The organism is Winogradskyella poriferorum, assembly GCF_036553625.1.
Taxonomy (GTDB): Bacteria; Bacteroidota; Bacteroidia; order Flavobacteriales; family Flavobacteriaceae; genus Winogradskyella; species Winogradskyella poriferorum.
In genome coordinates this window covers 556,506-571,572 of sequence record NZ_JAZHOU010000002.1, presented here as the reverse complement: position 1 = coordinate 571,572, position 15,067 = coordinate 556,506, and the positions used below count along the sequence as shown (strand labels likewise).

General features: G+C 30.8%; 12 protein-coding genes. All 12 read left to right on the top strand.

Going from position 1 to position 15,067, the window contains the following annotated elements:
- Nucleotides 1-293 precede the first annotated feature (293 nt).
- Entirely contained in the window at nucleotides 294-1,844 is a 1,551-nt protein-coding gene (locus tag V1468_RS08745) for a lipopolysaccharide biosynthesis protein (protein ID WP_331809858.1), read from the top strand.
- A 107-nt stretch (nucleotides 1,845-1,951) separates the two neighbouring features.
- Nucleotides 1,952-3,385, top strand: coding sequence for an MBOAT family O-acyltransferase (locus tag V1468_RS08740; protein WP_331809857.1), 1,434 nt, complete (start codon nucleotides 1,952-1,954; stop codon nucleotides 3,383-3,385).
- A gap of 5 nt (nucleotides 3,386-3,390) precedes the next feature.
- Nucleotides 3,391-4,341, top strand: a complete 951-nt coding sequence (locus V1468_RS08735) for a hypothetical protein (protein WP_331809856.1) — start codon at nucleotides 3,391-3,393, stop codon at nucleotides 4,339-4,341.
- On the top strand, nucleotides 4,334-4,915 hold the full coding sequence (locus V1468_RS08730) for a serine O-acetyltransferase (RefSeq protein ID WP_331809855.1): 582 nt from the start codon (nucleotides 4,334-4,336) through the stop codon (nucleotides 4,913-4,915). Before V1468_RS08735 ends, V1468_RS08730 begins: the two co-directional genes overlap by 8 nt.
- A gap of 9 nt (nucleotides 4,916-4,924) precedes the next feature.
- A complete protein-coding gene (locus tag V1468_RS08725; RefSeq protein ID WP_331809854.1) occupies nucleotides 4,925-6,004 on the top strand; it encodes a glycosyltransferase in 1,080 nt (359 codons plus the stop codon).
- 114 nt (nucleotides 6,005-6,118) lie between these two features.
- Entirely contained in the window at nucleotides 6,119-7,270 is a 1,152-nt protein-coding gene (locus tag V1468_RS08720) for a glycosyltransferase (RefSeq protein WP_331809853.1), read from the top strand.
- 5 nt (nucleotides 7,271-7,275) lie between these two features.
- The gene (gene asnB, locus V1468_RS08715; RefSeq protein ID WP_331809852.1) at nucleotides 7,276-9,180 is read left to right on the top strand and encodes an asparagine synthase (glutamine-hydrolyzing); all 1,905 of its coding nucleotides are present in this window, start codon (nucleotides 7,276-7,278) and stop codon (nucleotides 9,178-9,180) included.
- A 4-nt stretch (nucleotides 9,181-9,184) separates the two neighbouring features.
- Nucleotides 9,185-10,315, top strand: a complete 1,131-nt coding sequence (locus tag V1468_RS08710) for a glycosyltransferase family 4 protein (RefSeq protein WP_331809851.1) — start codon at nucleotides 9,185-9,187, stop codon at nucleotides 10,313-10,315.
- Nucleotides 10,316-10,386: 71 nt separating this feature from the next.
- Entirely contained in the window at nucleotides 10,387-11,001 is a 615-nt protein-coding gene (locus V1468_RS08705) for a sugar transferase (RefSeq protein WP_331809850.1), read from the top strand.
- A 220-nt stretch (nucleotides 11,002-11,221) separates the two neighbouring features.
- A complete protein-coding gene (locus V1468_RS08700) occupies nucleotides 11,222-12,349 on the top strand; it encodes a DegT/DnrJ/EryC1/StrS family aminotransferase (protein ID WP_331809849.1) in 1,128 nt (375 codons plus the stop codon).
- Nucleotides 12,343-14,238: a polysaccharide biosynthesis protein gene (locus tag V1468_RS08695; RefSeq protein WP_331809848.1), complete on the top strand. Its 1,896-nt coding sequence runs from the start codon at nucleotides 12,343-12,345 to the stop codon at nucleotides 14,236-14,238. The genes V1468_RS08700 and V1468_RS08695 overlap by 7 nt, the downstream gene beginning before the upstream one ends.
- Nucleotides 14,239-14,275: 37 nt before the next feature.
- Nucleotides 14,276-15,055, top strand: a complete 780-nt coding sequence (locus V1468_RS08690) for a polysaccharide biosynthesis/export family protein (RefSeq protein ID WP_331809847.1) — start codon at nucleotides 14,276-14,278, stop codon at nucleotides 15,053-15,055.
- Nucleotides 15,056-15,067 lie beyond the last annotated feature (12 nt).

Genomic DNA, 15,067 nt, shown 5'->3' with positions numbered 1-15,067 from the left:
GGTTTTTTCCTACAAAAAAATAACTTACGTCGTAAAAATTCGAAATTATAAAATATAAAAGGCTTATTAACAATGAGAATGTTTTGAATATATGAAAGTTATAACAAGCTTATTAACAATATAGTAGTAGAATAAAAAAATTGACTTTAATGACGGAAAGTATGAATTAAGTAAATTATATGTTGTTTGACTGTTACCTATTTGCACTTTTGACGGTTTTTACGGTAAATTATCATAAAAATTAATAATTGTACTAATCATTTTATATTATTGTCTATCATAATAATGCATAAATGTCTAGAGTCTCCAAATCTTTAAAAAATGCAAAAGTTGGTGTGTTTTTCTTTATACTATCAATTTTTGTACAATTCTTTTCTAGAAAGATTTTTTTAGATAATCTCGGAGATGAGTTTATTGGATTAGAAACTACTCTAAGGAGTATTCTTAGCTTTTTAAATTTGGCTGAATTGGGTATTGGAACAGCCATTGGCTTTACTCTTTACAAGCCTATCTTTGACAAAAACCATAAAGAAATAAATAAAATTATAGCGCTCTTAGGTGTACTCTACAAAAAAATTGGATATGTTATTTTTGGAGTTGGTTTTCTAATTTCTATTTTCTTTCCTTTGATTTTTGAACAAACTCCTTTTTCATTGACTCTGATATACTATGTCTTTTATTCATTATTAATATCGGTACTTCTTAGCTATTTTGTCAATTACCATATTAGCCTATTGGGTGCTGACCAGAAAGGCTACATCGTTCAGCAATATTTTCAAACTTTCAATATATCTCGTGTTATTCTTCAGGTTATTGTTGCTCTATATTTTAAAAGTTTCTACTTATACATTACACTAGAATTATTATTTAGTATAATGTATAGTATTGTAGTGCGCTATAAAATAAAACAAGAATATCCTTGGCTAATTATTAATTCTTCGCAGAAAACTGAGATTATTAAAGAGTACCCAGAAATAATTATAAAAATTAAACAAGTTTTTTTTCATAAAATGAGTGCTTTTGTAAAAAATGGCACGGATAACCTTCTAATTTATGCTTTGGTTAATTTACAAAGCGTTGCTTTTTTTGGTAACTACCAATTAATATTCCTTAAGCTTATTGGGCTTGTAAAAATGGCTTTTGCTGGTACAGGTTCAGCGGTTGGTAATTTAATTGCAGAAGATGATGAAGAGAACATAAAAAAAGTACTTTGGGAACTTATTGCTATTCAATTCTTTATCGCTGGTTTTTTTAGTATTATTATTTACCACACAATGGACGCTTTTATTTTATTATGGTTAGGTGAAAAATATATTTTATCTGACACAATATTATTATTGATGATAGCTAATTTCTTTATGATACAAATTAGCTCACCAATAGAACGTTTTAAAAATGCATATGGTTTATACTCAGATACATGGGCAGCAATAACAGAAGCGTTAATAAACCTAGCAATATCATTTACCTTCGGAATAATATTTGGTATATCTGGTATTGTTCTAGGAACGGTTGTAAGCTTATTTTTAATTGCTGTTTTATGGAAACCTTATTTCTTATATAAAAATGGGTTTAAGAAAAGTGTTTTTCTTTATTGGAAGGGATTACTCCCTATGATGTTGGTTTTTGCAGTATCAGTTTTTACAATAAATTTTGTTAAAGATTTCTTTATATATGATTCTGAAAATATTAATCTTATAAACTGGATTTTATATGCACTTCAAGTTACTATAGCTGTCACATTTACATATGGAACCTTATTGTATTTATTTGTGCCTGGCTTTAAAGTTTTCTGTTTAAGAGTTACAAACTTATTAGTAAATAAAACTCACAAAAAATCATAATGTTTATGATAGCTAAATAAATGTATTTCAAAGAATAATTTTGTCTAACATATTAAGTTGAAACATTTTTACTAAAAAAAGATAATAACCTACAGTAATTTTAATTTATGCTTTTCAATTCACTAGAATTTTTCATTTTTTTGCCAATTGTCTTTACTTTGTATTGGCTTATTGGTAATAATCGCATAAAGCAACAAAACTTACTGATTGCCGTTGCGAGCTATGTATTCTACGGCTGGTGGGATTGGCGGTTTTTATTTTTAATACTATTTAGCTCTTTGGTAGATTATACCATTGGCCTAAAGCTCAATTCAGAAGATAAACAATCCAAGCGCAAGGTGTTTTTATGGGTTAGCATTTGTGTTAACCTTGGCTTTTTAGGATTCTTTAAGTATTATAACTTCTTTGTGGATAGCTTAGTTGAATCATTTACGTTTTTTGGTGGACAACTGAGTATTAACACGCTTAATATAATACTTCCGGTCGGAATTAGTTTTTATACATTTCAAACCTTAAGTTACACTATTGATGTATACAATAAAAAATTGGAGCCTACTAAAGATTTCTTAGGATTCATGGCTTTTGTCAGTTTCTTTCCCCAGTTAGTTGCCGGGCCAATTGAGAGAGCCACTAACCTACTACCTCAATTTCATAAAAAAAGACAATTTGTGTATGAACATGCCGTAGATGGATTGCGCCAAGTACTTTGGGGGTTGTTCAAAAAAGTCGTTATTGCAGATAATTGCGCGGTTTATGCCAATACAATTTTTAACAATCAAGATGACTATTCAGGAAGCACACTTTTAATAGGTGCCTTTTTCTTTGCTTTTCAAATCTATGGTGATTTCTCTGGTTATTCAGATATTGCTATTGGTATTTCTCGTTTGTTTGGATTTAACCTTAAGCGAAATTTTGCATTTCCTTATTTTTCGAGAGATATCGCTGAGTTTTGGAGGCGTTGGCACATATCACTATCAACTTGGTTTAGGGACTACCTATACATCCCTTTGGGAGGCAGTAGAGGAGGTATTAAAATGAAGATAAGAAACACCTTCATTATTTTTATTGTTAGTGGATTTTGGCATGGTGCCAATTGGACCTTTGTTGTTTGGGGAGCGTTGAATGCTCTTTATTTTTTACCATTACTTTTATTAAATAAAAATAGAGTTAATACCAATTTAGTCGCTGAAGGAAAATATTTTCCTTCGTTCAGAGAATTATTCCAGATGACAACAACTTTTTTTATAACCCTTATCGCTTGGATATTTTTTAGAGCAGACAATGTGACCAATGCATTTATATATATAAAAAACATGTTTACAGCTAACCTATTTACCAAACCTGAGATTTTACCTATGACCATCTTAGGACTGCTAATCTTCTTCTTAGCTATTGAATGGTTAGGAAGATCTGGTGAGTATGCAATCCAAAAAGTAGACTTTTTGAAAAAACCTATTCGATGGAGCTTCTACTTTTTTCTGGTAATCCTAATATTTAGCTTTACCGGTGAACAACAAGAGTTTATTTATTTTCAATTTTAAAATTGATGAAGAAATTTATTAAAACTTTTTTACTATTTGTTCTATTTCTAATCATAGTTGGGGAATTAGTTGTTAGAATAACTCATTCTGTTTCAGATATTCCACAAAGAACAATAGACAATTCAGGCATTCAAAAATATCTTACAAATCAGACAGGTTATTGGAAAGGTGGAAATCATAAATGGAAAATTAATGACTTAGGGTGGCCTGGAGATTTACCAAATTCTTATGAAAATCTAATAACTATTATAGGTGATTCATATATAGAAAATTTCATGAACCCAAATGAATGTCATCAAGGAGCTTTATTAAAGCAAAAAATGACAAAATATAATTTTTTAGAAGCAGGAAGATCTGGTGTTTCGTTTATAGAGGCAATGGAGATTAGTAAAGACTTAGACACTTTACAACCAGTACAAACTTTAATATATGTTAACGATAATGATTTTTATGAAAGTATAAGTGAAATAAAAAAAATGTCAGACATCACTCAATTAAATCTTAACAAAAATCAAATAATATATGGTGTAATGAAATCACCTGGTCTAAAAAAGGTTCTTTACAATTGGAAGTTATTATATTATTTTTACAATAGGTACCCGATAAACAATACTACTGGTAATAAATCAGAAGAAGAGTCTTTACCTGATAAACAACATGAAAATGACCAGCATAAGAAGTATCTAATTGAATTAACTAAACTTTTTAAATATATAACTGATAATTACAAAACATCTGATAAAACTTTAATTTTCCACCCAAAGACTAATGATACATTTATTAAATTAGCTATAGAGTACGGGTTCAACACCATTGTTCTTGATTCAAGCCACGATAAGTCCTGGACATTCGATTATGATTCTCATTGGACATGCTATGGTCATGAACAAGTAGCTAATCAAGTTTCCATTGGGTTGAACAAATATTTTAATCTAAGAATTCTACAAAATGATTAAATCTAAATCGGATTATAAAAATTATCTTAAAAAAGATAAAATTGCTTTAGGCATAAAATCTACAAATATTGAAAGTAGAATAATTCAATTTATTTCGCCAAATCCTATCTGGACTTTTCAGAAACGACTTAGAAAGTTTGAATATTATAGTAACTGCAAAAACAATGGAGTTCTAAAACTATATGTTTATTACCTAAAGTATTTATTCAAAAAAACTTCTGTTAAATTAGGTTTTTCAATCCCTCCAAACGTTTTTGGTCCTGGTTTAGCTATTGTACATTATGGAACTATTGTAGTAAATATTGCTACAGAAGTTGGTGAGAATTGTAGAATGCATGCTGGTGTTAACATTGGTGCATCCGGAGGTAGTAAAAAAGCCCCAATTATAGGTAATAATGTCTACATTGGCCCTGGAGCTAAAATTTATGGGGATATAGAAATTGCCGATAATTGTGCAATAGGGGCTAATGCTGTAGTCAATAAAACTTTCTTAGAACAATCAAAATCAATAGCAGGAGTTCCTGCAAAAATTATTGGTGACGTAGATATCAAATCTATTATCACTCACATTTAAAACCATATTATGAAAAAAGTTAAGATTGTTTTTGTCTTACCTACATTACACGCTGGTGGTGCTGAAAGAGTAATGTCTTTTTTATCAGAAAATATAGATCAAACAAAATTTACCAGCAGTCTTGTTGTTGTTGGGTATGAAAAGAATAGTAAATACGAGATTAAAAATATACCTGTTTATTTTTTGAATAAGAATAGGGTTGCTTCTTCAATTCCGTCTCTTATAAAGATATTAAGAAAACTTAATCCTGATATTGTCTTAAGCTCTATAGCTCATATCAATTCTGTTATGGCAATAATTTCCTTAATCTTTCCAAAAACCAAGTTTATTGGTCGCGAAGCTAATGTATTAAGTGTGGTTAAAAACTATAAAAAACAATCCAAAAGATTAGGCAATATTATTTCACCAAGTAAAAGCTATAAACTACTTGATATGATTATATGTCAATCAAATGATATGTATCAAGACATGCTTAACAATTATAAAATCCCTGAGAATAAACTTAGAGTGATTAATAACCCTATTACGGATAAATTTGATTTAAAAAATAATTATAAAATTAATAAAGATGAAACTAAATTCATTTCTGTTGCAGCACTTAAAAAGCAGAAAGGGCATGAACGTATATTAAGAGTTTTAGCTAAATTAAATATACCGTTTAAGTACACTATTATAGGAAATGGTGGCGAAAAGGAACCATTATTAAGATTAATTGAACAGCTCAATCTTAAGGATAAGATACAACATATCCCATATACAAACGAAGTATCTAAGTATTTGGCAGAACATGACTTTTTTCTTCAAGGATCTTATGTTGAGGGCTTCCCTAATTCTCTAATTGAAAGCTGTGCTGTTGGCACACCTGTTTTGGCATTTAATGCACCAGGTGGATTAAATGAAATAATAGAGCCTGGAATAAATGGACTTATTGCTAAAGAAGAAAAAGAATATCTTGAAAATATAGTTAGAGCTGTCAACAAAAGTAACTGGAGTCCTAGTGTTATCAGAGATTCTGTATACAAAAAGTTTAATAGTGAAAAGATTTTAAAAGAATATGAAGATCTTTTTTTAGAGGTGATGAAGAAATAATTCATTTTTCTTTTTAACATAGAAAATCTACAATTATCGATAAAATAAGTTTAGTCTATTAATTGTTGCTATGTTTGACACTAATATGCATAATATCAACAAGATATTAATTTTATGACCCCAAATCAGAAAAAAAATATTGCCATCTTAAGCATATCACTTGCAAGTGGTGGTGCAGAAAAAGTCATTAGCTTACTCTTAAAAGAATTAAGACATGATTACAATGTTACTTTAGTCCTTTTTCATAAAGTTTTGCACTTTCCAGTTCCTGAAGGTGTAGAGGTTTTCGCTATGAGCGATAAACATGCTAACAGACCTTTCTACAAGAAGTTTTTTGATTCAATTAGCTTTATTTTTAGATATTACCGATTTATTAAAAAGAATAATATTGAAATCTCTATTTCGTTTTTAGCGTTTCCTAATTTAATAAATGGAATTGTGTCTACTTTCAATAAAAAAGTAAAAACAATTATTAGCGAAAGAGGTTTTCCTTCAGACAATGTAACTAGCAAACTATCCTTTTATATTTCTAAGATCTTCTACCCTATTTTGTATAATAAATGTGATAAGTTGTTTTCTAATTCGGTTTATATAAATGAAGATTTAAAAGATAATTTTGGTATAAAAATTCCTATGGAAGTTATCTATAATCCAATAGAATTACCAAGCAAAACAATACATCCTGAAAGCCTAAACAACAACACAAACAAGTTAAAGCTTATTACAGCAGGCACCATCAATAAGAGAAAAAATCAAATCATGGTTGTTAGAGCCATAAAGGAATCTAAATTATATTACGATTTTTCTATCCTCGGTGATGGCGATTTAAGAACTTATCTAACAGAAGAAATAGCAAAGTTTAAATTAGAAGATCAAATTACACTCAAAGGAAGAGTAAAAAAAGTAAATGAGTATCTTATAAATAATCAATGTTTTGTGTTATCATCCTTTACGGAAGGTTTCCCAAATGCATTAATAGAAGCTATGGCTATTGGTTTACCAAGTGTATCTACCAATTGCTTGTCTGGTCCGTTAGAATTACTTAACGAAAACGAACCAATTAACATAAAAAATGGCGAGTTTCATATAGGAAAATATGGTTTGTTGGTTAATAACGACGATCATATCGGACTAAGTAAAGCTTTAGATTATTACCATCAAAATCCAGCTGAAAGAGAACGCTTTAGTCGTCTAAGCTTAGAACGTGCAAAAGCTTATGAGCTAAAATCTATTTACAGCCAATTCAACCAATTTATTAAAAGCTAAAGTATATGTGCGGAATTAACGGACTTATAGATAAAACCAAGATGAGTGAAGACAAAATGTCTTCTGTACTCAATGCCATGAATAATCTTATCATTCATAGAGGACCTGACGAGGATGGTGTTTTTGCAGATCAGAATGATAATTGTACTGTTGGCATGGCAATGCGTCGTTTATCAATTATTGATTTGTCATCAGGAAAGCAACCAATTTTTTCTGATGATAAGCAGATTGTTATTGTTTTTAATGGTGAAATCTACAATTACAGAACTATTAAATCTAGATTAGTGTCTGAAGGTGTAACCTTCAACACCACAAGTGACACTGAAGTTATCTTAAAAGCTTACGAAAAATATGGTGTTGAGTCATTCCAATGGTTAGATGGCATGTACGGTTTCAGCATATATGACAAAAAGATAAACAAGCTTTTCATTGCTAGAGATTTCTTTGGTGAAAAACCATTATACTACACACAAAATGATAATCAGTTTTTATGGGCTTCAGAATTAAAGTCTATCATAAAAACTATTGACTATAAGCCAAATATTTCAAAAAAAGGATTGAATCTTTATTTTAGACTCACCTACATTCCTGCTCCACATACCATTTATGAAGGCATTCACAAGTTAGAGGCTAATCATTATTTAGAATATAATTTTGAGTCATTTCAATATAGCATTCATAAAATCAACCACGAACCAGCACCAAAAACAGCAGATATTTCTTTTGAAGATGCTAAGGCAAAAACAAAAGAACTGGTTTACAACAGTGTAGATAGCAGATCTATTGCAGATGTAGGCTTAGGTACATTTTTATCTGGCGGTGTAGATTCATCTATTGTTTCTCTTTGTTTATCGCAAGCAACAGACAAAAAGATTGATACTTTTTCAATAGGTTTTAAAAAAGCATCTTATGACGAAACCGATAAATCTCGTGTGGTTGCTAAAATGTTAGACAGTAATCATCATGAATTTATTATAGATGAAGATGATTTAAAGCACAATATACATGAGATACTCGTTAATTTTGATGAGCCTTTCTCAGATACTGCAGCCTTACCTACGCACCTACTTTCAGAAAAAACCAGAGAGCACGTTACTGTTGCTTTAACTGGTGATGGTGGTGATGAAGTATTTGGAGGTTACAACAAATATTACATTGGTAAAATGAACAAAAGGTACACCAGTGTGGTACCAAAAGCGCTTCATAAAACTATTGCCAAATTAAGTAATAAATACTTAATCAATAAAGATGATACGCGTGGTAAAAGATTTCAAATTAATAAGCTACTAAATGCTATTAATTATGAAGGAGATTTTTACTGGGATATCATTTCGTTAGCCAATACCAGTAAACTGCTATCAGAAATAATGCAAGACGATTATTACGATAGTGATTTATTTCAAGAGTATAAAGAAGTTTTAGGTAAACAAAAGATTGAAAGTCTTACAGATTTTAGGCTTGTTGACAAGATTTTAAGTCTTGAAGGTGGTATGTTAGCAAAGGTAGACAGAACCAGTATGCTAACCTCTTTAGAATGTAGAGCACCATTTTTAAACAAATCTATTTGGGAATTCACCAACACATTACCAGAGAGCTATCTAATGAAAGGTTGGAATAAAAAGTATATTCTAAAAGAAGCTTTTAGAGATCAATTTCCACAAGACTTTTTAGAAAAAGGAAAAAGCGGATTTGGCTCACCAACAGGAGATTGGCTAAGACAAAGTCTGCGACAAGAATTAGAAAGTTATATAGAGCCAGAAATGCTGAAAAAACAAGGCATTTTTAAAGTAGACGTTATAACCAAATTGGTTCAAGATCATCTTGACAGTAAGAAAGATAGTACGTTTAGAGTATGGTCTTACTACTGTTTTCAAAAGTGGTACAAATTTAATTTTCTAAATGAAAACTAATACAATGCAAAAGAAGAGAGTACTTATTATAGCATCCTTTGCTGGTTCTTTAATTCGGTTTAGAGGCGACTTTATCAAAAGCTTAGTTGCTAATGGTTTTGAGGTTTTTACAGCATCACCAAGTTATACCGAAGAGGACTTACAATTAATAAAAGAACGAGGTGCACATCCTATAGAATTTAATTTACAACGTACAGGTTTAAATCCTTTTAAGGATTTTAAATCCATATTAGAATTAAAATCTATCATGAAGGAAAACAAAATAGACTTAGTGTTTCCTTATACGGTAAAACCTGTAATCTATGGTTCTTTAGCAGCTAATATGAGTAAAGTTCCGGTAATTTCATTAATTACAGGATTAGGCTTTGCGTTTACAGGACTTACACGAAAAGCAAGGATTTTACAACGTTTTAATGAAACTTTATACAAGCTTTCAATTAGAAAAAATAAGTTTATAGTTTTTCAAAATAAGGATGATTATCAACTGTTTTTAGATCGTAAAGTAATTTCGAAAAAACAGCCTGTAGCGTTTGTGAGTGGCTCTGGTGTTAATCTGAATGAATTCACTTTCAAAGAAAAAAATCCGACAGATAAAGTAAGTTTTTTACTTATTGCCAGATTAATCAAGGAAAAAGGTATTGCACTATACATGGATGCTGCAAGAACATTGAAGCCAAAATATCCAAATGCTGAATTTCATGTTATTGGAGCTTTAGAAACCTCACCTAGCGCTATTAGTGAAGATGAATTACACGAATTACACGAGAAAAATATTATCGTTTTTCACGGTAGGCAAATGGATGTTGACAAACATCTTCATCAAAGAGATGTTTTTGTACTGCCAAGTTACTACAGGGAAGGCATACCAAGAACAACTCTTGAAGCGCTCGCTTGTGGAAATCCAATAATTACAACAGATTCTGTAGGATGTAGAGAATCTGTAAAAGAAGGTATAAACGGAAAGTTAATAGAGCCCCAAAATTTAGAAGCCTTAATTGATGCGATGGAATTCTTCACTACAAATCCTGATAAAATAAAGGAAATGGGAATGAATAGTCGTAAGTACGCTGAAGAACGTTTTGATGTGGATATTATCAATAATGATTTAATTGAACTTATCAATAAATCCCTTTAAAAAACACCAACAACAGAAATTAAAGTCAAAAAACAATTAAACATAAATAACAAACAAATAATCAACCAATTATGTATAAGTTATTTTTCAAAAGACTAATCGATTTTATGATTGCTTTGATTGGACTATTAATTCTTTCTCCAATCATAATCACTATTATAATTTTATTAGCTATAGCTAACAATGGTAAACCATTTTTCTATCAAAAAAGAACAGGAAAGGGTGGAAAAATATTCACCATCGTGAAACTAAAAACCATGAACGACAAAAAAGATGCGGATGGCAATCTTTTACCAGACCATGTTAGAATTACCAAAGTTGGCGATATTTGTAGACGCTACTCTTTAGACGAAATTCCTCAGCTATTTAATATGCTAAAGGGAGATATGAGTTTAATTGGCCCTCGTCCCCTACTTCCAAAATACCTTCCACGCTACACAAAAGAACAGTTTAGAAGGCATAACGTAACACCAGGAATTACAGGTTGGGCACAAGTTAATGGTAGAAATGCCATAAGCTGGGAAGAAAAGTTTAAGCTAGACACTTATTATGTAGATAATCAATCTTTTATTTTAGATTGTAAAATCTTCTTTAAGACCATTCAAAATGTCATTGGCAAAAAGGATATAAATTCTTCTACCAACCAACCGATGCCAGAATTTATGGGTACTGAAGGTAAAGCCTAACACCATAAAATATTTCTATTATTTAAATAGAGCTTAAATCTTTAGTATCTAAACTATTGGATCTAAAATTTAACAACGTAAATATTTACCTTTTATCGTCTTTATTTGGGATGAGCAAGAATAATAACGCATCTTTAAATCGATTTTAGATCGTGTCCCAAATCCCTCTAAGACATGAAATTGATAGAGTAATAATTAATTACTTAAACAATTTTTACTTATGAAACCGAAAATATGGTTGTCTTCACCTCACATGAGTGGTGCAGAACAGACTTACATAAAAGAAGCTTTTGATACCAATTGGGTGGCTCCATTAGGTCCTAATGTTAATGGATTTGAAAAAGATTTAGAGTCTTACCTAAATGAAGACAGATATGTTGCAGCATTGGCTTCAGGTACTTCTGCTCTTCATTTAAGCTTAATACTTTTAGGAGTTACAAATGGTGATGAAGTTATCTGCCAAAGTAAAACATTCTCAGCTTCAGCTAATCCTATTGTCTATCAAGGTGCCACACCTATTTTCGTAGACAGTGAAGCAGACACATGGAACATCTGCCCTATTCAATTAGAAATTGCAATTAAAGACAGAATAACAAAAGGTAAAAAGCCTAAAGCTATAATTGCCGTACATCTCTATGGAATGCCGTATAAAGCAGATGAAATTCATAGCATTGCTGAAAAATATGAAATTCCCGTTATAGAAGATAGTGCAGAATCTTTAGGAAGCCATTATAAAGGTCAGAACTGTGGTACGTTTGGTAATTTATCAATTTTATCTTTCAACGGAAATAAAATTATAACCACTTCTGGTGGTGGTGCTTTAGTAACTAGAACTGAAGATCAAAAAAAGAAGGCCGTTTTTTTAGCTACTCAAGCCAGAGATAATGCGCCTCATTACCAGCATACACATATTGGTTACAACTACAGAATGTCTAATATTGTTGCTGGTATAGGAAGAGGACAAATGACTATTTTAGATAGTCACGTTGAAAAACGTCGTTCTAATCATGATTTATATTACAATACATTTAAAGACAATAATAAGATAACCTTTCTACTAGAACCTGAAGGTCATTTTTCTAATCGTTGGTTATCTTGTATTCTTTTAGATTCTTTTGAAACAAGAGAAGGATTAAGATTAGCTTTAGAGAAAGAAAATATAGAGTCTAGACCACTTTGGAAACCAATGCATCAGCAACCTATTTTTAAAGATGCTCCAAGTTACCTAAATGGCATTTCAGATGATCTTTTTAATAGAGGGTTATGCTTACCAAGTGGATCAAATCTAAGCAATGAAGAATTAGATAGAGTAATTTCAGCTATAAATATGTATTTTGCAGTATGTTAGAAAATTTTCTAAATAAAATATCTCAGAGATATGCTTCTAAGTGGCTAGTACTACTATTCGACATTATAGTTGTTGCTGCTACTTTTTTCTTGGCATACTTAATAAGATATAACTTTACATTAGATTTTGATTTTTCTACTCTTTTAGTGCAGATACCTTATGTTATGCTAGTTGCTGCCATAAGCCTAATCGCTGTTGGAGCTTATAAAGGTGTTGTAAGATTTACAGGATTTAAGGATATAATCAACGTTATAATTGGTGCTAATATCTTAGCCACAATACTTATTTGCTGTACATTTTTAAGTCGAAAGTTATTGGGCGAGAACAGTATTTTTAATATTTCTGGATCAATAATTTATATCCATTTATTATTAAATATTCTATTCTTAATTGGCGCTAAGCTTTTCATCAAGTCATTATATAACCAAATCACACAAGATGTCCATAAGACTGCAAATGTGCTTATTTTTGGGGCAGGTAATTCTGGAATGTTAACCTATGATGCCATTGAAAATGACACTAAAAATGGTTTTGAAGTAGTAGGTTTTATAGACGATGATGAAAGAAAGATTGGTAAGAAAATCAACTTAGTTACTGTTTATGGTCTTTCAGATATTGACGAAGCATTCATCAAAAAAAATAAAGTTGAAGATGTAATAATCTCAATTCAGAATATTGACCCTACAAGGTTACTTCAAATAACAGGGAACTTATTTAATCTTGGACTAAAAGTAAAAATTGTTCCACCTGTACAAAGTTGGATAGATGGAGATTTAAGTGTTGGTCAAATAAAAGAGGTTAAAATTGAAGATTTACTTGGAAGAGATCCTATTCATATAAAAAACCCAGATTTAATCGACCTCTACGATAACAAGGTTATACTAATCACAGGAGCTGCAGGATCTATTGGTAGCGAAATTTGCAGAAAAGCGAGCCTTTATAACTATAAAAAACTAATACTTGTAGATAATGCAGAATCCGCACTTTATGATATTCAACAAGAGTTTAGACAACAGGGCTTAGATAATATCACTGCTATTGTTGCAGATGTAAGAAATAAAACCAGAATTGATCAAATTTTCAACCTTTACAAACCTAAAATAGTATTTCATGCGGCTGCATATAAGCATGTACCATTAATGGAAAATAATCCTTATGAAGCTGTTAGTGTTAATATAGGTGGTACTAAAAACGTAGTTGATGTAGCTGTTAAACACAGTGTCGATAAATTTGTTTTGATTTCTACAGATAAAGCGGTTAATCCAACAAATGTAATGGGTGCGACAAAACGCATTGCTGAGTTATATGTGTCTTGCTTAAAAGGTAAAGGCCATACCAAGTTTATAACCACACGTTTTGGAAATGTATTAGGATCTAATGGATCTGTTATTCCATTGTTTAAAAAGCAAATTGAAAAAGGTGGACCTCTGACGGTAACTCACAAGGAAATTACTCGTTATTTCATGACAATCCCTGAAGCTTGTCAACTTGTATTAGAAGCTGCAGCTATGGGTAATGGTGGTGAGATATTTGTTTTTGACATGGGTGAACCTATTAAAATTTTCAATCTAGCGAAAAACATGATTATTCTTTCTGGACTTCGTTATCCAGAAGATATCGATATTAAAATTACTGGTTTACGTCCAGGTGAAAAAATCTATGAAGAACTACTAGCAGATGGTGAAAACACAAAGAAAACCTACCATGAAAAAATAATGATAGCTAAAACCAGACATGTTGACACAGAAGCAGTTGAAAAACAAATCAATACATTGACTGGCATCAATTCCTTAACACAACCGTTAGAAATTGTATCACACATTAAAGCATTAATCCCAGAATATATATCTAACAACTCTACATATGAGGTTTTAGATTCAAAAAAATAATCAACAACACCAAAAAACTACTCCTAAAATCAGAAAAATGAAAACACACAAAATCATACTTCAATTAATTACTATATTAATTTTGACGTCTTGTGGATCTAGAAAAAACATTGTCTATTTTCAAGATGAGCCCATAGAAGATGGTGTTTTAGTTTCAGAACCAAAGCCTATAATATATAAACCAGATGATATCTTAACAATCAATGTATCTGCATTAGACCCTGATACCGTGAAACCATTTAATCTTATGGTCGTGTCTAATAACGATTCGAATTTATTAAATGCTGGAGGGCGCCAACAATTTCAATCTTACCTAATAGATTATGACGGAAATATAGATTTCCCTGTACTTGGCAAATTAAAAGTTGCTGGTTTGAATCGGACAGAATTAACCGCAATGTTAGTTGAAAAAATAAGTGAGTACGCTAATAATCCAATTGTTAATGTTAGATTATCAAACTTTACAATTACTATTTTAGGAGAAGTTAGAAATCCAGGAACATTTACTATACAAGACGAAAGAATTACTGTTTTAGAAGCCTTAGGACTTGCAGATGACCTAACTATATTTGGAAAACGTAAAAATGTTTTACTTATCAGAGAGGTAGATGGTAAAAAGAAATTTGCTAAAATAGATTTGACCTCAGTTAACGCTGTAAATTCACCCGTATACTATCTTCAACAAAATGATGTTATCTACGTTGAACCAAATAATGCAAAAATTAGAGCTTCATCATACAATCAAAACAACAGCGTTCTTATATCAGCAATTGGTACATTAACAACGATTATTGCTGTATTCTTAGTAAGAAATTAAGAAGGTAATTAC